Genomic DNA, 24,296 nt, shown 5'->3' with positions numbered 1-24,296 from the left:
CCGCCCGCGCGGCGGCCCCGCGCCATACGGCAGGGTGCGTCAGCCACTACGATTGCGCAGGTGACCGAGATTGAGATTCCCGCAAACCTGCTGCCCTCCGACGGCCGTTTCGGGTGCGGCCCGTCCAAGGTCCGTCCCGAGCAACTGAGCGCCCTCGCCTCCTCCGGCGCCGCCTACATGGGCACCTCGCACCGGCAGAAGCCGGTCAAGTCCCTTGTGGGCCGGGTGCGCTCCGGTCTGGCCGGGCTCTTCTCCCTCCCCGAGGGCTACGAGGTCGTCCTCGGCAACGGCGGGACCACCGCGTTCTGGGACATCGCCGCCCACGGGCTGGTCCGGGAGAAGTCCCAGCACCTCTCCTTCGGCGAGTTCTCCGCCAAGTTCGCCAAGGTCACCAAGGGCGCCCCGTGGCTGGCCGAGCCCACCGTCATCTCCGCCGACCCCGGCACCCTGGCCGCCACCCGCGCCGAGGGCGGCGTCGACGCCTACGCCCTCACCCACAACGAGACCTCCACCGGCGTCGCGGCGCCGATCGCCCGCGTGGCGGGGGCCGACGACGACGCCCTGGTCCTGGTCGACGCCACCAGCGGCGCCGGGGGCCTGCCGGTCGACATCGCCGACACCGACGTCTACTACTTCGCGCCGCAGAAGTGCTTCGCCGCCGACGGCGGGCTGTGGGTCGCGATCATGTCGCCGAAGGCGCTGGAGCGCGTCGCGGAGATCGCCGGCGGCGGCCGCTACATCCCGGAGTTCTTCTCGCTGCCGACCGCGATCGACAACTCCCGCAAGGACCAGACCTACAACACCCCGGCCGTGGCCACGCTGCTGCTGCTGGCCGAACAGGTCGAGTGGCTGAACGCCCAGGGCGGCCTCGACTGGGCGGTGCGGCGCACCGCGGAGTCCTCGTCGGCGCTGTACACCTGGGCCGAGAAGTCGCCCTACGCCGACCCGTTCGTGGCCGACCCGGCGCAGCGCTCCCAGGTCGTGGGCACGATCGACTTCACCGACGACGTCGACGCCGCCAAGGTGGCCGCCGTGCTGCGGGCCAACGGGGTCGTCGACACCGAGCCCTACCGCAAGCTGGGCCGCAACCAGCTGCGGGTGGGCATGTTCCCGGCGATCGAGCCGGGCGACGTGCGGGCGCTCACCGAGTGCGTCGACCACGTGGTCGCCGCGCTGGGCTGAGCCCCGCCGAGGTCACCGGGCCGGTCCGCCGATTCGCACGGCGGACCGGCCGCCGCTTTTGTCGTGGGGCGGCGTCCGCCGGCGGGCGCCGCGTGAGGTTCGTGAGGACGGATTCGGCTGTGCGCAGGAACACCAAGGAACCCGCCATCAAGATCATCTCGCATCGGGGGGCGTCGGGGCACCGGCCCGAGCACACGCTGGGCTCCTACGAGCTGGGGGCCCGGTACGGCGGCGACTTCATCGAGATCGACCTCGTCGCGACCGCCGACGGCCACCTCGTGGCCCGGCACGAACCGGAGATCGGCGGCACGACCGACGTCGCCGACCGCCCCGAGTTCGCCGACCGCCGCACCACCCGCACGATCGACGGCCGGGAGTACACGGGCTGGTTCACCCAGGACTTCACGCTGGCCGAGATCAAGACGCTGCGCGCCACCGAGCGGATCCCCGATGTGCGCCCCGACAACGCCGGCCACAACGGCTCCTACGAGATCCCGGCCCTGCCGGAGATCCTCGAACTGGCCGAGCGGCTGACCGCCGGGCTCGGCCGCCGCATCGGCGTCTACCCCGAGACCAAGCACCCGGCCTACCACGCCTCGATCGGGCTGGAGCTGGAGCCGCCGCTCATCGCCGCCCTCCGCGAGCACGGGCTTGAGGGGGAGGAGCCGAAGGTCCCGGTGTTCCTCCAGTCCTTCGAGAGCGAGAGCCTGAAGAAGCTGGCCGAGACCGGGCTGCCACTGGTGTACCTGATGGGCACGGAGGAGCACTGGCGCCGCTTCACCACCCCCGAAGGGCTGGCCGAGGTCGCCGGGTTCGCCCACGCCATCGGCCCCGCCAAGGACCTGGTGGTGCCGCGCGACGGAGAGGGCGGGCTGGGCGAGCCGACCGCGCTGGTCGACGACGCCCACGAGGCGGGCCTGCTGGTCCACCCCTACACCTTCCGCAGCGAGAACCACTTCCTGCCCGAGGCGCTGCGCTCCGGTGCCGGCCCCACCGCCTTCGGCGGCTTCGCGGCCGAGTACGACGCGTTCTTCGCCGCCGGGGTCGACGGCGTGTTCACCGACCACTCGCGCCACGCCTTCCTGGCCCGCGAGATCTTCCTCGGGGAGGGCTGAGGCCATGGCCGGCGACCTGCCCGCCCCGCTGCCGCTGCCCGACGCGGTCGCGGCGAACGTGCGGCTCCTCGACGGCGGCGAGGGGTGGCTGCGCGGCCTCCCCGACGCCCTGGAGGGGCTGCGCGACGCGTGGGGCCTGTCCCTCGGCCGCCCGTACTCCGGCGGGAGCTGCTCGTGGGCGGCGCCGGCGCGCACCGCCGACGGCACGCGGGCGGTGCTGAAGGTGTCCTTCCCGCACCGCGAGGCGAGCGGTGAGGCGGCGGCCCTGCGCTTCTGGGCGGGCGAGGGCGCGGTGCGGCTGCTCCGCCGCTCCGGCGACGGCTTCGCCCTGCTGCTGGAGGAGTGCACGCCCGGCACGCCGATGGCCGCGGCGCGCACCCCGGCCGACGAGCTGCTGACCGCGGGCGCGCACGCCCTGGCGGGGCTGTGGAACCGCGAGGCCACCGGCGATCTGGGACTGGAGCCGCTCGCCTCCGTTCTCACCGAGTGGGCGGGGCTGACGCGTGAGCGCCTCGACCGGCTGCGCCCCGAGGGGGTCGATCCCGGCCTGGTGCACACGGCCGCCGACCTGCTGGAGTCGCTGCCCGCGACGGCCGCGCGCACGGTGGTGCTGCACGGCGACTTCAACCCGGGCAACGTCCTGGCCGCCGAGCGGGCGCCGTGGCTGGCCATCGACCCCAAGCCGATGGCCGGCGACCCGGGCTACGACCTGTGGCCGCTGCTCCAGCAGGTGGACGACCCCTTCGCCTACCCCGACCCCGAGGCGGTGCTGTGCCGCCGCTTCGCGCTGGTGTCGGGCATCCTCGGGGAGCCCGTCGACCGCCTGGCCGCCTGGTGCCTGGCGCGCACCGTGGAATCGGCGTTCGACCACCTGCGCCTGGGCCGGCCGCGGGGGCGGGCGGAGCTGGGGCAGGCGGCCGTCCTGGCGCGGATCGCGGGCGTCTGAGCGCGCGCCGCTCCGGGCCGGGCGGTCAGGCGGCGCGCGCGAGCAGGGTGATCCCGGCGATGAGCACCACGGCCAGGCCCACCCCCGTCCACAGCAGTGGGGACGGGCCGCCGCCGGCCGCCGCGCCGTCGTCGTCCGCGGCGCTCCCGCCGGATTCGGCGCCGGGCTCGGCCGCGGAACCGTCCCCGTCCCCGTCCCCGCCGTCGGCGTCCGCGGTGACCTCGCCGGGGAGCGGGATGCGCCACACCGGGCTGCCCGGCCCCTCGGTGCCGACCAGCAGCGCGGATCCGTCGTGGCCGAAGGTCATCGACTCCCCCTGGTCCAGCTCGGGGAGGTTCAGCCGGTCGACACCGCGCCCGGGGACGCCGTCGGCGGCGTCGTAGACGGTGGCGCCCCAGTAGGTGCGGACGGCGTAGTGGCGGCCGTCCGGGGCGAACGCGGCGTCGGTGGCGAAGAGCGGCGCGGAGTCGACGCGGGTGAGGGTGTTGGTGCCCTCGGGGTCGAGGTCGGCCGGTGCGGCGTAGACGCCGCCCGCCACCTCCTTGCTGATGACGTAGAGGCGGCCGTCGCGGGGGTCGACCATCATGGCCTCCGCGTCGCGCCCGCCGTCCTCGTAGGTGAAGGTGAAGGTGGTGGCGTCGACCGTCTGATCGGTCAGCACGTCGGGCTCGGTGAACCGGTAGACGCGGACATTGGGCCAGCCGCCCTGGAAGTTGTCCCCGATGTCGCCCACGTAGACGGCCGGATCGCCGTCGGAGCCGGTCCCCACGGCGACCGCCTCCCAGTCGCGCGCCTCGACCCCGGTGCCGGCGAGGGTGACCGTGGCGAGGGTCGCCCCGGTCTCGTCGACGGCGTAGAGGTCGGGTCCGTAGTCGCCGCTGTCGTTGTGGGTCCAGTAGACGCCGTCGTGCAGCCGTGAGGCGGCCAGCCCGCTGGACTCCCGGATGCGCGGGTCCTCGATGCGGAACAGGACCTCCGACCCCTCCGGGAGCGCCGGGGACGCGTCGGGAGAGGGGGGCGACGGCTCGGCGGCCGCGGGGAGCGCGGGGAGCACCGCGAGAGCGGTCGAGAGCGCGATCACGATGCCGGTCCTCATGCGGCCATCCTGCCACCCGGGGGCGGCCCCGCCGTCAGGGCCGGCGGCCCAGCAGCGCCGCCGCCAGGGCGACCTGGGACGGCTCCAGCGCGGTCTTACCGTCCTCGATGTCCCACAGCGCGTTCTGCAGGACGCGGCCGAGCGTCCACCCGGCGGCCCGCTGCCGGTCCAGGCCGACCGCCTCGGTCAGCAGGTCGAAGCGGCGCAGCACCGCCCGCTCCACGTCGCCGGTCGCGACAACGGCGTCCCACCGGCTGTCCAGCGCCGGCCACAGGTCGAACCCGGGGTCGCCGGCGAGCGGCTCGGGGTCGATGGCCAGCCACGGCCGCCGCTCTCCCGCGAGGACGTTGTCGTAGTGCAGGTCCCAGTGGAGGAGGCGGTCGCCGGGTTCGCCCGCCAGTTCGGCCACCGCGGACGCGCACGTCCGGACCAGCCGGCGTTCGGCCGGGTCGCGCAGCGCCGGGACCGCACCGGGTACGGCGTCGAGCATGGCGGCGGCGATGTCCGCCAGCCCCCGCAGGCCGGCGGGGGCCGGGACCGCGGTCAGGCGCGCCAGCAGTCCGGCGAGGACGCGCATGGCGGTGTCGTCGTCGGGCACGGCCGACCGCGGGCGGGCGGCGTCCAGCCGCTCCAGCAGCATGGCGCCGTTGGCGGGGTCGTGGTCGAGCAGGAGCACGGCTCCGTCGCCGTTCCACGCCCGCAGGCCGGCGGGGATGCCGGCGTTGTCCTCGGTGGCGGGCTGGAGCTTGAGGACGGCGGGCGTGCCGTCGGCGCGGGCGACCGGCAGCACGATCCCGGCCATGCCGTTGGCGGCGGGGCCGTCGGGCCGCAGCGACCAGCGGTCGAGCATCTCCGCGGCGAGGCCGGGCAGCGCGGCGAGCCAGGCGCGGCCGGAGGGGTTGTCCGCCCGGCCGTGCGACGCGATCAGCGCATCGGGGACATCGATGCGGATCGGGGTGTTCATGGGACTCCTTCGTGGGCGTTCCGGGTTCGGTGGCGGGTCACGAAGGAGGTGGTGGCGGTGCCCGGGGGCCGGGCAGGGGTCAGCGCATGCGCCGATCCTATCCGCGCGCCGGGGTCAGCCCAGGAGGGCGCCGATCACGACGATGAGCATGATGGCCCCGAGCACCGTGGGCAGCAGCCAGCGCTGCTTGCGGTTGTTGGTGAGCATGCTCATCGGGGACCTCGATCATCGGCGGGGCGCGGCCGTGGCGGCCGCGCGACTCAGCCTAACCGCCAGGTGGCGACGGTCCGGTACCGGGGCTCCTCCCCCGGCCGGCTGTGCATGAGCCGGATGTCCTCGGCGGTCCAGAACGGCGAGCCGAGCCCGGCCAGGGCGGTGCGCTGCTCCCCCAGGTCCATGGGCGGACCGCTGCGGGCCAGGGTGAGGTGCGGGACGTGCGCCCGGCGCTCCACCCGCAGCCCGCTCTTGCGCGCGGCCCGGCGCAACCCGGCGACCAGCGCGGACAGGCCCTCCAGGTCGCCTTCGATCCCCGCCCACAGCACGTTGGCGCGGGCGGTGTCGCCCGGGAAGGTCCCCGCTCCGCGGACCGCGAGCCGCAGCGGGGGGTGCCGGGCGGCCTCCGCGGCCAGCCGCTCCCGCAGGCCCTCGGCGGTGTCGTCGGGGACCTCGCCGAGGAAGACCAGGGTGACGTGCCACTCCTCCCGGCTCGACGGGTGGAGGCCGTCGACGGGCGGCAGCGCGGAGACGGCCGCAGCGACGTCCTCCAGCACCTCCGGGGGCGGCTGGAGTTCGACGAAGAGCTTCATCCCCACCTCGTAATCGTCGGAGTGCACCGACGATCATGGTCCGGTCGCGCTCCGTTGGCAAGCCGGGGCCGCGCGGCGCGGGATTCAGTCGGTGGGGGCGGGCCGGGTGATGTGCAGGAACGGGCGGCGCAACGGGGTGCAGCGGAAGCGGACGCCCAGCGAGCGGGCGAGGAGCGCGGTGACGATGAGGACCACGGCCACGGTCACCGCACCGCCGACCGCGAAGCTGACCCGCGGGCCGAAGGTGTCGGCGAGGAAGCCGACGATGGGGGCGCCGATCGGCGCGACCCCGAGGAACACGAGCATGTAGATGCTCATGACCCGGCCGCGCATCTGCGGGTCGACGCTGAGCTGGAAGGTCGTGTTGAGGGTGGTGGTGAAGGTCATGGCGGCGATCCCCATGGGCAGCAGCACCGCGATGAAGGTGAGGTAGCCGGGCATGATCGCGGCGGCGATCTGCACGAGGCCGAAGGCGAAGGCGCCGATCAGCCCGGTGCGCAGCCGCGGCCTCTCCCGGCGGGCGGCGAGGAGGGCGCCGCTGAGCGCGCCGATGGCCAGCGCGGCCGCGGAGACCCCGAACGCGGCGGCCCCCGCCTGGAAAACGTTGTTGACCATGAGCGCGATCTGGGTCTGCCCGTTGGCCCCGAAGAGCTGCACGAACACCGTCATGACCAGGAGCAGGACGAGATCGGGGCGCCCGGCCACGTAGCGCAGGCCCGCGAGGGTCTGCCCCTTGCCGCGCGGCGCGCGCTCGGCGACGTCCAGTTCCGCGGGGCGCATCCGCACCAGGCCGATGAGGACGCCGGCGAACGAGAGCGCGTTGAGCAGGAACACCGGGCCGCTGCCGATGGCGGCGATGAGCAGCCCCGCCACCGCGGGCCCGGTGACGCGGCCGAGCTGGAAGCTCGCGCTGTTGAGTGCGACGGCGTTGGGCAGGTCGCGCCGGCCGACCATTTCGACGACGAAGGTCTGCCGCGCGGGGTTGTCGACGACGGTGACCAGGCCGAGCCCGAAGGCGAAGAGGTAGACGTGCCAGACCTGGGCGGTTCCGGTGGTCGCGATGGCGCCGAGGCCGAGGGCGAGCAGGCCCATGGCGGCCTGGGTGGCGATGAGCAGGCGGCGCTTGTCGACGCGGTCGACGAGCGCGCCGCCCCAGAGGCCGAACAGCAGCATGGGCAGGAACTGCAGTGCCGTGGTGAGGCCGAGGGCCATGCCGCTGCCGCCGCTGATCTGCAGGACCAGCCAGTCCTGGGCGATGCGCTGCATCCAGGTGCCGGTGTTGGAGACGAGCTGGCCGGAGGCGTACAGGCGGTAGTTGTGGTTGCGCAGCGAGCGGAACATCGACGTGCGGCGGGTGCCGGGAGCCTCGGGCTCGCCGGTGTCCGCCGGTTCGGGGGGAGCCGCCGGGCCCGCGGACGGCACGGGCCCGGGGACGGGTTCTTCGGGGCGGGCCGGTCTCCCGGCGGCGGGTAAGTCTTCGGGGGCGGCCGGGCCGGTCCCGGCCACGGCGACGGCTCCGGCGGGCGGGCCTTCGGCTATGCCTGGCTCAGCCGGTCGAGGATCTCCGCTGCTTTGCGTAGCGTCTCCTTCTCCTCCGCTGTCAACTCGATCAGGCGCTGCGCCAGCCACGCCTCGCGGCGCCGCGTGTCGGCGCGCACCAGTGCCCGGCCCTCGTCGGTCAGGTCCACCAATTGGCGGCGCTGGTCGTCGGGGTGCTTCATGCGGCGCACCAGGCCGCGCTCCTCCAGAGCGGCGATGATCCTGGTCATCGACGGAGGCTGGACCTTCTCGTGGTCGGCGAGCGCGCCCGGGGTCAGCTGCCCGTGGCGGGCCAGGGTAAACAGGACCGCGCTCTGCCCGAGGGACAGAGAGGCGTCCGGACGCTGGGCGCGCAGCCTCCTGGTCAGTCGGCCTACGGTCACGCGGAGCACCGCGGCCAGACCCGCGTCGGTCCGGGTCTGTCGGGAGAGGTGGGGCTGGTTCATTAGCATGACTCATTACTTTTGCTAACAATATCAAGTACCGCGGAGATTCCCACCGGCGCGGCGGCCACATTCCGTGGTCTCCGGGGACATCTCGGTCGGCCTGTACAGACACCGGTGCCCTGCCCGCCCCCAGGGCGGACAGGGCACCGCTGCCGCTATGAGCCTAGGTCACACGCCGAGCAGCGTCTCGATGGGACCGATGGCGAAGTGCACCGCGAAGGCCGCCGCCACCAGCCACATGAGCGGGTGGACGTCGCGCGGCCGGCCCTGGACCAGCTTGATGAACGCGAAGGAGATGAAGCCGATACCGATGCCGTTGGCGATCGAGTAGGTGAACGGCATCATGGCGATGGTCAGGAACGCGGGGATCCCGATCGCGTAGTCGCTGAAGTCGATCTTGGTGATCTGGGTCATCATCATGAATCCGACGATGATGAGCACCGGCGTGGCGGCCTCGAACGGCACCAGCTCCACCAGCGGCGAGAACAACGTGGCCACCAGGAACAGCGCGCCGGTGACCACCGGCGCGATCCCGGTCCGCGCCCCCTCGCCGACCCCGGCCGCGGACTCCGCGAACAGGGTGTTGGCCGACGCGTTGGCGGCACCGCCGGCGATCGTGCCCAGGGAGTCGGCCACCAGGACCTCGCGCGCCGCCGGCAGGTTGCCCTCGTCGTCGGTCAGCCCCGCCTGGCCGCCGACGCCCACCATGGTGCCCATGGTGTCGAAGAAGTCGGCCAGCAGCAGGGTGAACAGCAGCAGGATCACCGCGATGGCGCCGATGTTGGAGAAGCTGCCGAAGAGCGAGAAGTTCCCGATGAGCGAGAAGTCGGGGACCGCCACCAGGTCCGACACCGACCCCGGCAGCGCGGGCACGGTCAGCGACCACCCGGTGGGGTTGGGCTCGCCATCGGCGCCCACCGACGGCCCCACGTGCGCGAACGTCTCGGCGGCGATGGCGACGGCGGTCGCGACGGCGATGCCGATGAGCATCGCGCCCTTCACCTTGCGCACGATCAGCGCGATCGTCACCAGCAGGCCGACCACGAAGACCAGGATCGGCCAGCCGGCCAGGCCCCCGTCGCCGAGCTGCACCGGGACGGTGGTGCCGGCCGCGTCGGGGACCCGCCGGACGAAGCCGGCGTTGACGAAGCCGACCAGGGTGAGGAACATGCCCAGGCCCACCGCGATGGCGGTCTTCAGCCCCGGCGGGACGGCGCGGAAGACCGCGGTGCGGAACCCGGTCAGCACGAGCACCAGCAGCACGATGCCTTCGAGGACCACCAGCCCCATGGCGTCGGCCCAGGTCATCTGGGGCGCCAGGGTGTAGGCGACGATGACGTTGAGGCCCATGCCCGCGGCGATCGCGAACGGGTAGCGGCTGAGGATCCCCGTGAGGATGGTGATCACGCCGCCCACCAGTGCGGTGGTCGCCGCGACCCGGGCGATCCCCAGCTCGTCGCCGTTCATGTCCGGCGCGGTGCCCACGATCAGCGGGTTGAGGACGATGATGTAGGCCATGGCGAAGAACGTCGCCAGGCCGCCCCGGACCTCACGCGGGAAGTCCGATCCGCGGGCGGAGACGTGGAAGTAGCGGTCGAGCCGGCCCGGTTCGGTGGATGGAGGCGTTGGATTCACTCGATTGAGCCTGACATGTCCGGATTAAGGTACGAGGTCAGACTAGTTGCATGTTTGCACGGACACACCAGGTCAAAGGGGTGGATTCCGGGCGGACCGATCGGAAACACCGAGATTACAGGGGGTCGGCTCCGGCGAGTGTGACCGATCCATCGCTTAGCCTGAAACCGTGCGCAAACCCCGTCGGCCCGATCCCGAGGTCCTGGAGATCGACTACCGCGTCCCCACGGCCCTGGGCAGCCTGGCCTGGGCCGTGGCGCTGATCGTGCTGCTGGCCATGGGCGACCGCCTCGCGGCGTCCGAGCAGTGGTGGCTCGGGGTGTGCGCCACCGGGCTCGTCCTCGGGGTGTTCGGCTACGCGTACATCCCCCGCCTCCTGCGCAAGCGCGCCGAAGCCGAGGAGCGCCACACGGCCCGGCGCGATTCCGCGGAGCCTGATCGATAATGGGCGCGTGTCTGAAACGTTTCGCGCGCTTCCCCGCCGGCTCGCCGATCGACTGCGGCAGACGCTGACCGACGCGGACTACACCGTCTCCGGTGTCCGGGACCGGCTCGGCGACATGGCCGCTCGGGCGCTCTCCCGCGAACAACTGGTCCCCGCCCTGCGCGCCACCGGGGGCGAAGAACGGCTGGGGGTCCTGCTCCGGCTGTGGTGGCTCCAGGAGCCGGTGTCCGCGGACGCCGCCCGCGCCATCCTGCCGGTGAGCGAGCTCGTCGACGCCGGGCTGCTGGAACCCGGGGCCGGAACGGTCCGGGCGACCGCGCACCTGGGCCCGTGGGAGCTGGAGGACGGGCGGGCCGGCTATGTCCTGTCCGATCCCACGGTGCGCCCCGGCGACGGCAGCCCCCGCGAGGACCACGTGGTGGGCGCGGGCGGAGCCTCGGCCACCCTGTCGAAGCTCATCGTCGACGGCCCCGTGGAACGCGCCCTCGACCTGGGCACCGGATGCGGCGTGCAGGCCCTGCACCTGGCCGCGCGCGCCACCGAGGTCGTCGCCACCGACGTCAACCCCCGGGCGCTGCGCATGGCCGAGATGAGCTGCGCGCTGTCCGGGGCGGACAATGTGCGCATGCGGCAGGGATCGCTGTTCGCCCCGGTGGAGGGCGAGCGGTTCGACCTCATCGTGTCGAACCCGCCGTTCGTCATCACCCCCGACACCGCCCGCTACACCTACCGGGAGTCCGACCACGCGGCCGACTCCCTCTGCTCCGAGCTGGTGCGCCAGGCGCCCCGGCACCTCACCGACGGCGGCTGGTGCCAACTGCTCGCCAACTGGCTGCACGTGGGCGGCGAGGACTGGCGCGACCGGGTGGGCGAGTGGGTCGCCGGGACCGGCTGCTCGGGCTGGGTGGTCCAGCGCGACGTCCAGGACCCCGCCGAGTACGTGGAGCTGTGGCTGCGCGACTCCTGCGAGCAGGGCACCCCCGAGTACACCCGGCGCTACGACGCCTGGCTGGACTACTTCGACCGCGAAGGGGTGCGCGCGATCGGGTTCGGCTGGATCTCCCTGCGCAATGACGTCGCGCAGGACGCCACCGTGCGGGTCGAGGAGTTCCGCCACGACATCGAGCAGCCCGTTGGCCCCTACCTGCCCGGGGTCGTCGACGGCGCGATGACCGCCCACCGGCTGACCGACGCCGCCCTGTTGTCGGCACACGTGGCGCTGGCACCGGGCGTGGTGGAGGAGCGGATCGGCGTGCCCGGCGCGCCGGACCCCGAGCGGATCCTGCTGCGCCAGAGCGGCGGCCTGCGGAGGGTGGCCCAGGTGGGCACGGTGGAGGCGGCGCTGGCGAGCGTGTGCGACGGCACCATGCCGGTGGGGCCGCTGCTCGACGCGATCGCCGAACTCACCGAGCAGGACCCCGCCGCCGTCCGCGCACGCACCCCCGACGTGCTCCGCTCCCTCATCGCCGAGGGCTTCTTCCGCGTCGCGCGCTGAGGCGGGGCGGACCGAGCGGACCGGACGAACGGCAGGGCCGGCGCGGTCGGCGCGGGTTCAGTCGAGGTCGGCCTCGGCCAGGAGCGCGGGCAGGCCCCGCGGGTCGCGGAGGACCGCGGCGATGAGGTGGCGCCGCGGCCAGCGGCCCGCTTTCCAGCACAGCGCGCGGGCCAGGCCGTCGGTCCCCGAGGCGTGCACGGTGGCGCCGTCGCACCGCCACTCGACGGCGACGCCGTCGACGATCAGCTCCTCGTGGTGCAGGTAGGTGAGCACGCCGGAGTCGAGGAAGGCGCGGACTTCGTCGGGCACCGGGCGGACCTCGCCGGTGGAGGTGACGCGTCCCTCGATCTCCTCGCCGGCGAGGGCGAGGTCGAGGACGTCGGCGACCGCCACCGCGTGTTCGGCGGGGACCAGCACCGCCGGCCGGTCGCCCAGGAGCGGCAGCAGGTCCGGGGAGTCCAGGACGACGGTGTCGTCGGCACCGGCCACGACGATCGCGCCGCCGCGCACCGCCCGCACCTGCTCGGGCGGGACGACCCGGTCGCTGTCGACCGCGGCGAGCGCGGTCCAGATGTCGCGCAGGACCGACCGCTCCACGTGGCGTTCGGGGTCGGCCAACCGGTCGAGCAGGTCCTCGGGGCCGTCGGGGTCGGCCATCAGCTCCTGGAGGCCGCCGCGCACGCCCAGCGCCCGTGCCAGGCCGGGGTCGAGGGTGTCGGGCGCGGGGTCGTAGAGCCCGGCGAGGGCGGGGTCGGCATCGGCGGCCCGCAGCTCGACCGGGCGGCGGCCGTCGAGGAGCGCACCCGTGCGCAGCCACCACGCGGTGTAGGAGGGGACGTCGGCGCCGCGGCCGTCGCCGCGCAGCACCCGCGCGGGCTCGACCACGGCGGCGCGCAGCGGCGGGGCCGCCAGCAGCTCCAGCGCCTGCGGCCAGCGGTCGTCGCGGACGAATTCGAGGTCGGCGACCGCGAGGAGTTCGGGCACGACCGGCGGGAGTTCCCAGCCGCCCAGCCGTTCGGCGATGTCCTCGGCCCATTCGTCCAGGGAATCGAGCGGGAGGTCCTCGCCGGCCATGGCGGGGCCGAGCGCGAGGTCGTCGGCGCGGACGAGGGCGAAGGTGCGCAGCACCCCCACGGCCTCAAGGGTGGCGGCGCCGTGGCGCTCGACGAGGTCGTCGGCGACGACGCCGAAGGGGGCGTCGTCGGTGAGGATGTCGAGCAGGGGGCTGCCGGGCAGCAGCAGCTCCCCCGCGACGGAGTAGCCGCCTTCGTCGTCGCGCAGCGCGAGTTCGGCCAGCCACGGGGCGTCGGCCACCGTGGTGGAGGACGCGGCGGCGAGGTGCAGCACCGGGGCGGCGATGTCGTCGGGGTCGTCGGCGTCGAGCGAGGCCTCGACCGCCGCGCGGGTGCGGGGGTCGGTGAGGACCGCGGCCGCGTTGGCCTCGACCGCGCCCAGGCGGGTCAGCAGTTCGTCGACGGCGTCGGGGTGCACGATGCGCAGGCCCAGGGGCGCCAGCGCGGCGGGGTCGAGGGCGCCGGTACCGAAGGTGTCGGGGGCGGGGGCGAGCAGCCCGCGCGGCCCGCGGACCAGGCGGCCGTCGGCCAGCGGCACGGGCAGCGCGCCGAGTTCGGAGAGGTCGGAGCCGCCGTGGCCGGCGGCGCGCAGCGCGGCGTAGAGGCGGGCCCACCACGCGGGCTCGCGGTCGAGGTCGGCGAGGAGGTCGGCGAGTTCGGCGAAGCCGATGCGGCGCACCCGCAGCTGCGCGAGCGCCGGGTGGCGGGGATTCCAGTCGCCGGGCAGCGCGGTGCCGATGAGGTCGGCCAGCGCCCCGGTGACGTCGGGGCCGCCCTCGATGACGACGGCGTCGCGGGGGCGGACGGGGTCGCCCCCGGCCGTGACGAGGAAAGGGGTGTCGAGCAGCGGCTTGGCGACGGCCGCCCGGAAGCGGCCGTCGAACTCGCCCCGGCCCATGAGGGTGGCGGGGACGAGGTCGAGCGCCGCCCGGCCGCCGAGGCCGCGCAGGAGGTCGGTGTAGGTGTCGGCGGCGGCGGCGATCAGGGTTTCGGCGGCGGGGCCGGGGGCGACGCGGCGGCGGTCGGGGCCGAGCGGGAACGCGCCGATGAGCAGGGCGGGGAGGTCGAGTTCGTCGTCGCTGGGGGTGGGCGCGTGCACGACGCGGCGGACCCCGGGCGGGAGGTCGTGGACCCGGCCGTCGGACCCGACCGGGACCGCCCAGGTGACGGCCCAGTCGAGGCGGGCGCGCTCCTCGGTGGGGCGGTCGGCGAGCTGGGAGGGCTCGAAGCGGCCGGTGCGGGTGGCGGTCCGCCAGAGGACGGTGCGGTCGCCCGCGGAGTCGCGGACGCGGGTGCGGACGTGGTGGTCGTCGGCACCGGGTTCGCGGGTGAGGACGCGTTCCGTGCCGTCGGCGACGATGCGGACCTCGGCGAGTCCGGGCAGGGCGAGCAGCAGGGCTTCGTCGGTGGAGTCGAGCAGGGCGCGCAGGCGGTCGCGCGCCGCGGAATCGCGCGGGACCAGGCGCACCGCGGTGTCGTAGCCCTCGGGCGGGGCGGAGTCGTCGGGGAAGGGCAGCCGCAGCAGCGGCAGGTGGCCGTCGCGCCGGCCGATCTCCTCGGCCAGTTCGGGGCGGGCGCGTTCGGAGTCGAGCAGGGCGGTGCGCACGGCGTGGCGCGCGAGGTCGAGGCTCCACCGCACCGCTCCGGTGGCGGAGGCGACGGCGATGTCGTCGCTGAGGGCGGCCACCGCGGAGAAGCCGACGCCGAAGCGGCCGACGGTGCCGTGGGCGGCGGGGCCGGGTGCGGCGGGGTGGTCGCGCTTGGCGGAGGCGCGGAGCGTGGAGAGGGATTCCACGCCGGCTGCGGTGAGGGGCGCGCCCGTGTTGGCCGCGGTGAACCCGGCGGGGCCGAGCGCGAGGAGCAGGCGGCCCGGGGCGCCGGCGCGCAGGGCGGCGTCGGCGGCGTTCTGCGCGAGTTCGATGACGGCGCGGTCGCGGTAGCCGCCGAGCGCGTGGTCCTCCTCGGCATTGGCGTCCTCACGGAAACGGGCGGGTGCGTCGGCCCATCCGTCGAGGACACGCCGACGCAGTTCGGCGGTGCCGAACGGGTCGGGGTGCAGCTGGGCCATGAGGACTCCTCCCGCGGTGGGTGCTGCACCACGGTACGCGACCGGGGGACCATTCACGGCGGGGTTTTCCACAGCCGCTCACCGGTGTTCCGCTCGCGTTCGCCGGACCCGTGCGCATGGGGCGCGCCCCGGGGTCCTGGGCTGCGGCGACGGCGGCGCAGGGAGCGCGCGGGCCGCCCCCGCGGAGGGAGCGGCGCGGCCGCGGCGGGCGGCCCGAAAAGCGCCGCGGCCCCGTCCCGAATCGGGCGGGGCCGGGGCCGATACGGCGGTGCCGGCGCGGCGCCGCGGTGCGCCGCGCCGGAGGCGGGGTCAGCCGTCGGTGGAGACCAGTTCCAGGCCGGTGGTGTCGTCGAAGACGATGTGGTCGTAGCCCAGCTCGTCGACCACCGGGGCCACGGGCTCGGGGCGCGGCGCGGGCTGCGACGCCTCGGAATGGGCGCCGCACCCGTGGTCGAGGGAGACCACGCGGCCGTCGTCGGGCGCGAACTCGTTGGTGCAGACTCCGAACATCTGCCGGAACTCGCCGGCCAGCGGGGTCATGAACCCGCACGTGGCGCACTGGGCGGGGGCGGCGGTGGCGATGGGGCTGCGCGGGCCGGCCTCGCCGCTGTACCACCGCTCCGCGGCGGACTCGCGGCCGATCTCCGAGAGCACGCGGGGGCGGCCCAGGCCGAGCTCCCAGACCATCTGCTTGTCGAGGCCCTCGTCCTTGAGGTCGTCCTCGGCCACCTGGGCGAAGCCCGGCATGAGGCGCTCGTCGTCTTCGGGGCTGGGCAGGAGGTCGCCCACTCCGAGGTCGCCCGGGCGCAGGCGCTCCTTCCACGGCACCCATTCGGGTGCGAGCAGAGCGGCGTCGCCGGGCAGGAGCACGGCTTCGTTCACCGTGACGGCCTTGGCGCGCGAGGCGCGCACGACGGTCACGGCGTAGTGCCAGCCGGGGTAGGCGGGATCGAGGCACGCGAAGAAATGGGTGACCAGGCGGTCGCCTTCGACGATCGCCGCGAGGTGGTCGCCGACCCATTCGGGGAAGCCGATCTCGGCCGCCGCATCACGGGCGAGACCTACCGCTTCGATACATGCCTTGTCTGGTGCGGGAGAACGACGGCTACGGCTCACGGTTCCATTTTCGCTGATAAACGGCACCAACTTGACCACCACACCGATCGATAGCCGACCGTTACGTCGCGTCGGGTCCCGCGCGGCGGCACGCCCGAAACCCGCGGGCGGCCGCCGGCGGTCCGGTCGGCGTGGCTCCCGGCATCGCCGGAGTGCCGAGGGGCTCAGGTCTCCAGGTCGTCGGCGACGACGCGCAACACCTGGGCGATCTTCGCGGCCTCCCGGCGTTCGGGATGCTTGCCCCTACGATAGGTCGTGGAAACACCATCGAGGAGTTTGATCAGATCCTCGACGATGAGCACCATTTCGTCCGGTTTCTTGCGCGACGCCTTCGTCACCGAGCGTGGCGCATCGAGCGGTTTGACCTGGAGTGCCTGGGCGCCCTTGCGGCCTTCGACGACCCCGAACTCCACCCGCTGCCCGGGGCGCAGGGGCTCCGCCCCCGGGGGCAGCGCGGAGGAGTGCACGAAGACCTCGCCGCCGTCGTCGCGAGTGAGAAAACCGAAACCCTTGTCGCTGTCGTACCACTTGACCTTGCCGGTGGGCACGTGTGACCTCACGCTCTCGCCGTCGAAACATGCATGAGGAAGCCGGGCGGACCGACCGCGCCGTGCGCCGGGTGTCCACCGACCTCCTCTGTCCCCATCTTTTCACGGGGCCGTTTCCAGGCTAATGCGCGGCGATCTCTTGAAGCGAGGGATATTCCGGGCCTGCTTGCGCCGGGGCCGGTGCGCCCGGCGGCCCCCGGCCTGCCAGGAGCCCGTGGGTCGCCTGCCCTCTTCGCGGCGGGCCGCGCCCGCTCCGCGGTCGCGGCCCCTCATGACGCAGGTGAGAGGCCCGGAGGCGGATCTCCGGGCCTCTCCATTGACGGCCGCCCCCGTCGCCCCCGGTTGCGGAGTGATGGGACGGGATCCGGCGGGACGGGTTCACCGTCAACCCTGACGACGCCGCGTGCCGTTGTCGGAACACGGCCATCCTGCGCCCCACTCGCCGAGAATCCATGCGGAACGCATAACCATCATCACCCGCACGGAGTATCGACACGCCGGTGAATCAGCAGGTCAACGATGATATTCCGGAGCATTTGCCAGTCGATGACGCGGTTGTGCGCCCGCTCGCCGCCGGCCCGGCCGCGATGGGGCGGGCGGCTCACCGCGGGGACGCGGCACCCGTGCTACGGAACAGCCGGACGGCCAGGTACAGGGCGCCCAGAACGGCGGCCACACGCAGCCCCAGGACGCCGGTCGCCCCCAGCGCCTGCCGGATGAACTGGTCGGCGTAGATGTAGGCGACATCGGGCTGCCAGAGGAGCATGCCGACCAGGGTGGCGGCGATCGGACCGCCCACGGCGATCCACTTGTCGCGGCGCGTCCACACCGCGCTCAGGCCGACCATCACCGCCCCGACGACCCAGGTGAACGCGAACGCGCCGATGATGCCGCTGAACAGGTACACGGCGATGGAGACCGCCTCGGCCGGGTGGCGCATCCACGACCGCAGGACGGACACCACGACGCTCGGCGGCGCCAGCACGGCCGGCGCGCCGCCGCCGGCGTCCGCGTTCTTCCAGGGGGCCGGGCGGTAGTTGCGGGTGGGGTGCAGCCGGCGGTCGACGGCCCGCTCGGGCTCGTCCTCGGCGCCGTCGCCGGCGCGGGCCTGGTCGCGCTCGAACCGCCGGCCGGGCTCGCCGAAGTCGGCCAGCACGCGCTCGACGTCCTCGGGGCGCTCGGCGCCCGCCGCCTCGCAGGCGCTCATGATGCGTGCGCGCAGGTCCGCGAGGTAGCCGGCGCGCCGCCGGGACGGCAGCCGGCCATAGGCCGCGTCGGCGACCCTCGACAGGTAGTCCAGCACCATCCGTTCGGCCTGTTCGGTCATCTCGCAACCCCCCGGGTCGGCGCGGCCCCGGCCGGCGCCCGCGGACAGGGGAACGGGACCGGACCGGCGGTGGACCGGCAATGGATCAGGACGGGATCAGGGATCGGGTCAGGGATCAGGACTGGATAGTGCCACACTCCGCCGCATACGCCCCAGAAATCGCTTGGGAGGACACGGGGAACGCGCGGCACGGGAACCGGCACACGGCGGCGAAGACGGCCCGGCGACACGATCGGTAGTCATACGATCACCATGCGCGGTGTGTCGGCGGGATGCTCCCCGCCGCGACGGCACCCGCGCCCACCGGCCCGACCCGAGCAGAGGAGAAGCATGCGCACCCGTCTCACGGCACTGCTGGGCACCGCCCTGGCCGTCGCCGCCACCACCGCTCCCGCCCCCGCACACGCGGCGTCGGGATCGCTGGAGATGTACTCGGTCCCCGGCCTCGACTACCAGCTCCTGGAGGTCGACGACGGCTGCCACGACTTCGACCCGCGGATGATCGCCTTCGCCGACGCCGACCCCATCGCCGGTTACGTCTTCTACCGGGGCCCCGGCTGCACGGGCGGCCAAGCGGGCTCCGGCCGAGACGACACCCAGTGGATCCCCCCGCTCCAGGGCGTGCGTTCGGTCGACATCCGCTTCGACGCCTGACGCCCCGACCGGCCCCGCCCGGCCACCGCGCCGGCCGGCGCCAGGAAGGGCGGCCGGGCAGGGGAGGGTGTGCAACGCCGCACACGGGTCTGCCGCCGAGGCGGCGCATCGCATAGCGTGATGGTCGATGATCGTCGACAGCGAAGCGCAGAGGGCCTCCGGCGGCAGGCCCTCGACCTTCACCTCGTGGCTGCGGAACCTGTCCGACCCGGACCTGGCTTCGCTGTTCGCCGTGCGTCCCGACCTCGTCACGCCCGTCCCGGCCGACATCGCGAGCCTGGCCGCGCGCGCCACCTCGCGGCCCGCGGTGCTCCGCGTCCTGGACCGGCTCGACCGGTTCTGCCTGGAGGTCCTGGAAGGGCTCGTCGCTCTGGGCGACGACCGTGCGGCGGTGCCCCCGGGTGTCACGCGCGAACGGCTCGGCGCCGCCCTCGACGCCCCGGCCGGCCGCCTCGACCACGCACTGGACCGCCTCCTCGGCGCGGCCCTCGTCTGGCCCGACGCGGAGCGGCTGCGCCCGGTGGCGGTCCTGCGCGACATCCTCACCCGCCCCGCCGGCCTGGGGCAGCCGCTGCGGGTACTGCTCACCGCCCGCCCCGCCGCACGGCTGGACCGGCTCGCCGCCGACCTCGGCCTGCCCACCGGCTACAACGGCGGCGACCCCGCCGAGCGGATCAGCGCGGAGCTCGCCCGTCCCGGCCGCCTGGCCGCACTGCTGGACGAGGCCGGCGCCGACGCCCGCCCCGTCCTGGACCGGCTCGTGTGGGGGCCGCCGCACGGCACCGTGTCCGGAGCCGGACGCGACGTGTCGGCCGCCACCGCCGCCTCCCCCATCGACCGGCTGCTGGCCCGCGGGCTGCTCGTCGCCGCCGACGACACGACGGTCGTCCTGCCCCTGGAGGTCGGCCTGCACCTGCGCGGGGGGCGGCTGTTCCGGGAGGACGCCTCCACCCCACCGCGGCCGACGGGCCCCCAACGCCCGGCCGCCACCGTCTCCCGGGCCGCGGCCGGCCAGGCGTTCACCCTCATCCGGTCGGTCGACGAGCTGCTGGACCGCTGGTCGGCCGACCCGCCGGCCGTCCTGCGCAGCGGCGGCCTGGGAGCACGCGACCTGCGCCGCGCGGCGCGCGAGCTGGACACCGACGAACCCACCGCGGCCCTGTTCATCGAGACCGCCCACGCCGCCGGGCTGCTCGGAACCGACGACGACGTCGACGGCGACTGGCTGCCCACCCACGATTTCGACGTGTGGCGGGCCGCGGAACCCGAGCGCCGCTGGCTGCGCCTGGCCGAGGCGTGGCTGCGGTCGACCCGCGTCGCGGCCCTCGCCGGGTCCAAGGACGCCCGGGGGCGGTCGCGCAACATCCTCGGTGAGGGCCTGGAGCGGCGCTCCGCGCCCGATGTCCGCCTCGACGTGCTGCACGCCCTCGCGGCCGCTCCCGAGGGCACCGCGCCCGAACCCGCCTCCGTGGCCGACCACCTGGCGTGGCTGCGCCCGCGCCGCCAGGGCCCGGCCTACACCGAGCTGGCCGAAAGCGCCCTCCGCGAAGCCGGCCTCCTGGGCTTCACCGGGGGCGGCACGGCCCTCGCGCCGCACGCCCGAGCGCTCCTGGACGAGCTGCGCGGCGCGGATGAACCGCTCGCCGACCGCCGCGCGCCGCGATCCGCCGCGCTGCTCGCCCCGGACCTTCCGCGGCCGCTCGACCACATCCTGGTGCAGGGCGACCTCACCGCGGTCGCCCCCGGGCCGCTCGTCCCCGAACTCGCCCGCGAACTCGCGCTGGCCGCGGACGTCGAGTCCACCGGCGGAGCGACCGTGTACCGGTTCGGCGCCGCGTCCGTCCGCCGGGCGCTGGACGCCGGCCGCGGCGCGGCCGACCTCATCGGCTTCCTGGAACGGCACTCCCGCACTCCGCTCCCCCAGCCGCTGCGCTATTTGATCACCGACACGGGGCGGCGGCACGGGCGGCTGCGCGCGGGCACCGCGTCGAGCTACCTGCGCTGCGACGATCCCACCGTTCTCGACGAGCTGGCGGGCGACCGGCGGGCGGCCGACCTCGCCCTCTTCCGGCTCGCCCCGACGGTGATCGCGAGCCGCAGCAGCCGCCCCGTCCTCCTGGAGCGGCTGAACGAGCTGGGCTACCACGCGGTCACCGAGACGGCCGACGGATCGGTGCAGCTGGAGCGCCCCACCGTGCGCCGCGCCGGCGGCCGTCCCGTGTCCCGCGCCTTCGAGGAGCCCGCCCTGCCGGGGCCCGGCCTGCGCGCGGCGGCGGTGCGCGCCGTCCGCGCCGGTGACGAGGCGGCGACCGCCGCCCGGAGCCCCATTCCGGCACCCGATGCCGCCCCGCCCCGCTCGCCCACGGCCGCGACCATGAGCGCCCTCGCCGAGGCGGCGGCCCAGGGCCGGCGGGTATGGATCGGCTACCTCGACGCCGACGGCCGCGCGAGCAGCCGCATCGTCGAGCCCGCCCGGGTCGACGGCGGCTACCTCACCGCCTACGACGCCACCCGCGCGGCGGTGCACCGCTTCGCCGTCCACCGCATCACCGGCGTCGCCGACCTCGGCACGGCCACACCGGGCTGATCCCGCCGTCCCGGCCACGGGGACGTGGAGACCGGCCCGGTCCGTGACCGGCCGTTCAGGGATACTCCGGCCGTTCAGGGGTGCTGGGGGACATCCGTTCGCGGCACCATAGGGCGACCGCTTTCGTGGTGTGCACGGCCGGCGGCCCGTGACGCCCGGGAGCGCGGATCCCGGGCCCGCCGCCGCACACGGCACCGTGCTGAGGGCGAACCAGCCGATCAGCCGGTGATCGGTTCCCCGCCGGTCGGGCGCGGCCCGCGAAGCGTTGGAGGTGAGCCGCGTCCGCGTCGGGAGGGGAACCGGCGTTCGCGGCCCGGACAGCGCGGTGAACACCGGGAGCAGCGGGACACCGCTGACGGAACCGGCAACGGCCGATACGGCCGCCAGAGCGAAAGCCGCCACCGAGGCGACCGGTGGGCAGGGCGCGGTACGTCGGTCCGCACCGGGCCGAGCGCGTCACCCCGGCGTCTCGCGCGTCCCGCGCGTTCCACCCGGTACCCCGGCCCGGCGCGGCACGGAGCATCACCCGAGCCGCCGATCAGCTCCGCGACGTCCTCCACACGAAGCCCGAAACGGCCTCCGGCGGCACGGCGGGGCTGGGTCCGGGCCGCGGACGGACCGCGCTCGCTGCCGTGCAGACGGCCCCGTCGCGCCCAGGGGCCGGCAGGAGGCCGGGGCCGGCCGGCCGACTCGCCCCACATACGGCGCCCGGCAGGCGGCCGCGGCCGAGAACCGCCCTCCCGGCGGGGGTGGGATTCTGGTGGGATAGCAGACGTGTCGGCCCACGGAGAGAGATGGCGAGTGCCTATGAGCAACGATCCGCTGCCGCCCGGAGCGTCCTCACCCGGCGATGAGCCCCCTACCCCGGAGCCCCGGCCGGCCCCCGGCTCCGATGGCGCCACCGGAGCAGGCACCGGCCCCGTGCGGCCGTACCCGGCATCCGCCTCGGAGCCCTTTCCTGCGGCAGGGCAAGGGCAGGCGCCGGAACAAGAGCCCGCTCCCGGCCCCGGAGCAGACCACACGGCGGGGCCGACCCCAGCCCCCTGGGCACCCGCCGCTCCCCCTCCGGCCAGCGGCTCCGGTATCGGTGGCGGCCCGCCTACCGGCCCCGGCGGTGGACCACCGCACCCGGCACCGTCCACAGGCCCCTTCCCAGCGCCAGGGCCCGGCCACGCTCCGGGACAGGCATCCGCGCCCGGCCCCGGACCGAGCCACACGACAGGACCGCCCCCCGGCCCCTGGGCACCCGCCGTTCCCCCTCCGGGCAATGCGCCCGGTCATACCTCCGGCGGCGCACCTTTCGGTCCTCCGCCGGCCCGGCGTCTCGATCCGGCTCCGTGGGAGAGCGCGGCGGGAGGAGCGGCACGGCCCGATGCTCCTGCCGGCGCCCCCGGCACCGGCCCCGGCGGTGGGCCGCCGCACCCGGCGGCCTCCGCAGGGCCCTTTCCGGCGCCTGGGCCCGGCCCGGCCCCAGGACCGGCACAGCCCACCGGCCCAGGTCCCGGCCAGGGCCACGTGACAGGGCCGGGCGGGCAGCCCTGGGCGGCGGCTCCCCCTTCGGCGAGCGGTCCCGCTCCTGCCCCTGCCCCTGGAGGCGACCCCGGTCGCGTTCCGCGGCCGGGGGAGACCGGGCACCCGATGCCGGCGCCGGGGGTCCCTCCCGCCCCGGCGGGTCCGGTGCCGCCCGGTGGGGCCGGAGTCACCGGCGGGTTCCCGCTGCGGTCGCCGGATGCGGCGCCGCCGCGGTGGGCCGATGAGCCGCAGCGGCACGGGGCCGCGCCGATTCCCGGCACCGGGGACGGCCGGGACGCGGGAAGGCCGGGAGAGGCGGGGCGCGGACGGGACGCGGAAGCCGGACGAGGACGGGATTCGGGAGAGTCCGGCGAGGCCGGGCGCGGGGAGCGGACCCGGGGCCGGAGCGGACGCGACGACGCGGACGGCGACGCGGCCGACGACGGCCCGCGCGGACGCTCCAACGGCGGTGCCAGCAGCTCCACGATGGCGCTGATCCTGCACGCGCTGACGTTCCTGTGCTGCGCCAATTGGCTGTTCGGGGTGATCGGGATCGTCTTCGCCGTGCGCGCCGCGCACAAGCGCGACCGCGGGCGCTACGAAGAGGCCGAGGTCCTGACGCGCTACTCCTGGTACGCCCTGGGCGCCGCGGCCGTGATGTTCGTGGTGATGGCGGTGTCGTTCCTGTGGATACTCACCCAGGCCGGCTCCTGGGTCGAGGGGTTCGCCCCGATCAACTACTGAGCCGGGCGGGCGGGAGCCATGGGGCTCCCGCGTCGCGGGGCCCTGGGGCCCTTGAGGGGCACGCGCCCGGCCCCCGCGATACCTGCACCCGGGCCCCGGTGCCCCTGGGAACCCCTGGGGCACCGGTGGCTCAGGGGTCGCGTGGCGGGGCCGCCCATGGAGGGCGCCGGATCGGGTATGCCTGAAGGACGACGCGGAAGGCGGTCTGTGGATGAGCGACCACATGCAGGGTGCGGCGCAGCGGTACTGGGACGGCGAGTCGTCCTCCCGTGGGATCGCCGATGTGTTCGCGCGCCCTCCGGCCGGCGGCCTGCCGCCGGTGCCCTCTGCGGCGCCTCCGGCGCCGATCGGGCCGGGTCCCGTCGCGCGCCCGCCCTCCGGCCCTCCGGCGCGCGTGGGCAGCGCCGTGGCGGGTCTGCTCTGCGCGCTGCTCACCCTGTTCTTCCCGCTGCTGTTCCTCGTGCTCGGCCTCCCTCTGCTCGCGCTGCTGGTGAACGTGCCCGGGATCGCGTTCGGCATCGTGGCCCTCACCCGGACCGCCGATCCCCCGGAGGTCGAGCGCTTCATCCGCTACACGTGGGCCGGGACGATGATCTACCTGGCCGTGATCGCGGTGATCGTCGTGGGCGTGATCGCCCTCTTCCTCTCGATCTGACCGTTCGCGGCCGACGGCCCTGAGGGCGCGTGTGCCCGGGCCCGATGGAGGCCGCGGCGAGGGTCGCGGGCGGGCCGGCGGCGCCCCCGGCCGGCGTCGAGGAAACCCCATTACTACGGCCCGCCGAATCCACCGGAAAAGGCCGGCCGAAGTCCGCCTTTACCTTTCGTTTGCCCGCATAAGGTTTGCCTGATCGCCACATATGGATCTATTCTCAGGGACATAGCATCCACCGCGTAGGGATGCATTAAAACCGGTGGCGAGCGAATCGAGGATGCTCATGCGGCGGTTCCTCCCTCCCCACGGCGGCCCCTCCCGGCCGATGCCGCCGCTGCGGAGACAC

The 24,296-nt window shown here is 74.9% G+C and carries 19 protein-coding genes; 9 read left to right on the top strand and 10 right to left on the bottom strand.

The window, feature by feature from the left end; all coding sequences use genetic code 11:
* Nucleotides 1-60 precede the first annotated feature (60 nt).
* From serC to ACFO4E_RS13130, 3 genes are all read left to right on the top strand, one after another.
* Nucleotides 61-1,182 carry a phosphoserine transaminase gene (gene serC / locus ACFO4E_RS13140; RefSeq protein ID WP_378574293.1) on the top strand — a complete coding sequence of 374 codons (1,122 nt, stop codon included), beginning with the start codon at nucleotides 61-63 and terminating at the stop codon, nucleotides 1,180-1,182.
* A 119-nt stretch (nucleotides 1,183-1,301) separates the two neighbouring features.
* Nucleotides 1,302-2,297, top strand: a complete 996-nt coding sequence (locus ACFO4E_RS13135; RefSeq protein ID WP_378574291.1) for a glycerophosphodiester phosphodiesterase family protein — start codon at nucleotides 1,302-1,304, stop codon at nucleotides 2,295-2,297.
* Between the two features lie 4 nt (nucleotides 2,298-2,301).
* Nucleotides 2,302-3,243 (top strand): aminoglycoside phosphotransferase family protein, encoded by a 942-nt coding sequence (locus tag ACFO4E_RS13130; RefSeq protein ID WP_378574289.1) that lies wholly within the window; start codon nucleotides 2,302-2,304, stop codon nucleotides 3,241-3,243.
* 25 nt (nucleotides 3,244-3,268) lie between these two features.
* Here ACFO4E_RS13130 and ACFO4E_RS13125 read toward each other — a convergent pair whose 3' ends face one another.
* The 6 genes from ACFO4E_RS13125 to ACFO4E_RS13100 all read right to left on the bottom strand — a co-directional run bounded on the left by ACFO4E_RS13125 (nucleotide 3,269) and on the right by ACFO4E_RS13100 (nucleotide 9,729).
* Complete coding sequence (locus ACFO4E_RS13125; RefSeq protein ID WP_378574287.1) at nucleotides 3,269-4,339, bottom strand: hypothetical protein; 1,071 nt, start codon at nucleotides 4,337-4,339, stop codon at nucleotides 3,269-3,271.
* 34 nt (nucleotides 4,340-4,373) lie between these two features.
* The gene (locus tag ACFO4E_RS13120) at nucleotides 4,374-5,303 is read right to left on the bottom strand and encodes an aminoglycoside phosphotransferase family protein (protein WP_378574285.1); all 930 of its coding nucleotides are present in this window, start codon (nucleotides 5,301-5,303) and stop codon (nucleotides 4,374-4,376) included.
* Between the two features lie 260 nt (nucleotides 5,304-5,563).
* The gene (gene thpR, locus ACFO4E_RS13115) at nucleotides 5,564-6,136 is read right to left on the bottom strand and encodes an RNA 2',3'-cyclic phosphodiesterase (RefSeq protein ID WP_378574283.1); all 573 of its coding nucleotides are present in this window, start codon (nucleotides 6,134-6,136) and stop codon (nucleotides 5,564-5,566) included.
* Nucleotides 6,137-6,193: 57 nt separating this feature from the next.
* Nucleotides 6,194-7,450 carry an MFS transporter gene (locus ACFO4E_RS13110; protein WP_378574328.1) on the bottom strand — a complete coding sequence of 419 codons (1,257 nt, stop codon included), beginning with the start codon at nucleotides 7,448-7,450 and terminating at the stop codon, nucleotides 6,194-6,196.
* Between the two features lie 194 nt (nucleotides 7,451-7,644).
* Nucleotides 7,645-8,094, bottom strand: a complete 450-nt coding sequence (locus ACFO4E_RS13105; RefSeq protein ID WP_378574281.1) for a MarR family winged helix-turn-helix transcriptional regulator — start codon at nucleotides 8,092-8,094, stop codon at nucleotides 7,645-7,647.
* Nucleotides 8,095-8,262: 168 nt separating this feature from the next.
* On the bottom strand, nucleotides 8,263-9,729 hold the full coding sequence (locus ACFO4E_RS13100; protein ID WP_378574279.1) for an NCS2 family permease: 1,467 nt from the start codon (nucleotides 9,727-9,729) through the stop codon (nucleotides 8,263-8,265).
* Nucleotides 9,730-9,898: 169 nt separating this feature from the next.
* Between ACFO4E_RS13100 and ACFO4E_RS13095 the strand changes: the two genes are divergently transcribed.
* Nucleotides 9,899-10,174 (top strand): DUF2530 domain-containing protein, encoded by a 276-nt coding sequence (locus ACFO4E_RS13095; protein ID WP_378574277.1) that lies wholly within the window; start codon nucleotides 9,899-9,901, stop codon nucleotides 10,172-10,174.
* 7 nt (nucleotides 10,175-10,181) lie between these two features.
* Nucleotides 10,182-11,669 (top strand): DUF7059 domain-containing protein, encoded by a 1,488-nt coding sequence (locus ACFO4E_RS13090; protein ID WP_378574275.1) that lies wholly within the window; start codon nucleotides 10,182-10,184, stop codon nucleotides 11,667-11,669.
* 57 nt (nucleotides 11,670-11,726) lie between these two features.
* Here the strand turns inward: ACFO4E_RS13090 and ACFO4E_RS13085 are convergent, their stop codons facing one another.
* From ACFO4E_RS13085 to ACFO4E_RS13070, 4 genes are all read right to left on the bottom strand, one after another.
* Nucleotides 11,727-14,810 (bottom strand): sacsin N-terminal ATP-binding-like domain-containing protein, encoded by a 3,084-nt coding sequence (locus ACFO4E_RS13085; protein ID WP_378574273.1) that lies wholly within the window; start codon nucleotides 14,808-14,810, stop codon nucleotides 11,727-11,729.
* Between the two features lie 309 nt (nucleotides 14,811-15,119).
* Nucleotides 15,120-15,926, bottom strand: coding sequence for a DUF3027 domain-containing protein (locus tag ACFO4E_RS13080; RefSeq protein ID WP_378574271.1), 807 nt, complete (start codon nucleotides 15,924-15,926; stop codon nucleotides 15,120-15,122).
* A 164-nt stretch (nucleotides 15,927-16,090) separates the two neighbouring features.
* Nucleotides 16,091-16,474 (bottom strand): cold-shock protein, encoded by a 384-nt coding sequence (locus ACFO4E_RS13075; protein WP_378574326.1) that lies wholly within the window; start codon nucleotides 16,472-16,474, stop codon nucleotides 16,091-16,093.
* 601 nt (nucleotides 16,475-17,075) lie between these two features.
* Complete coding sequence (locus ACFO4E_RS13070) at nucleotides 17,076-17,801, bottom strand: SLC5/6 family protein (RefSeq protein ID WP_378574269.1); 726 nt, start codon at nucleotides 17,799-17,801, stop codon at nucleotides 17,076-17,078.
* A 330-nt stretch (nucleotides 17,802-18,131) separates the two neighbouring features.
* Here ACFO4E_RS13070 and ACFO4E_RS13065 point away from each other — a divergent pair, with 330 nt between their 5' ends.
* The 4 genes from ACFO4E_RS13065 (at nucleotide 18,132) to ACFO4E_RS13050 (ending at nucleotide 23,953) form a co-directional block, all read left to right on the top strand.
* The gene (locus ACFO4E_RS13065) at nucleotides 18,132-18,455 is read left to right on the top strand and encodes a hypothetical protein (protein WP_378574267.1); all 324 of its coding nucleotides are present in this window, start codon (nucleotides 18,132-18,134) and stop codon (nucleotides 18,453-18,455) included.
* 127 nt (nucleotides 18,456-18,582) lie between these two features.
* Nucleotides 18,583-21,042 carry a helicase-associated domain-containing protein gene (locus tag ACFO4E_RS13060; protein WP_378574265.1) on the top strand — a complete coding sequence of 820 codons (2,460 nt, stop codon included), beginning with the start codon at nucleotides 18,583-18,585 and terminating at the stop codon, nucleotides 21,040-21,042.
* A gap of 1,782 nt (nucleotides 21,043-22,824) precedes the next feature.
* The gene (locus ACFO4E_RS13055; protein ID WP_378574324.1) at nucleotides 22,825-23,298 is read left to right on the top strand and encodes a hypothetical protein; all 474 of its coding nucleotides are present in this window, start codon (nucleotides 22,825-22,827) and stop codon (nucleotides 23,296-23,298) included.
* 211 nt (nucleotides 23,299-23,509) lie between these two features.
* Complete coding sequence (locus ACFO4E_RS13050) at nucleotides 23,510-23,953, top strand: hypothetical protein (protein ID WP_378574263.1); 444 nt, start codon at nucleotides 23,510-23,512, stop codon at nucleotides 23,951-23,953.
* Nucleotides 23,954-24,296: the final 343 nt, after the last annotated feature.

This window comes from Nocardiopsis mangrovi (assembly GCF_042653925.1).
Taxonomy (GTDB): domain Bacteria; phylum Actinomycetota; class Actinomycetes; order Streptosporangiales; family Streptosporangiaceae; genus Nocardiopsis_B; species Nocardiopsis_B mangrovi.
Note: the sequence above shows the minus strand (reverse complement) of the source record. Positions and strands in the feature narration are given on the sequence as shown.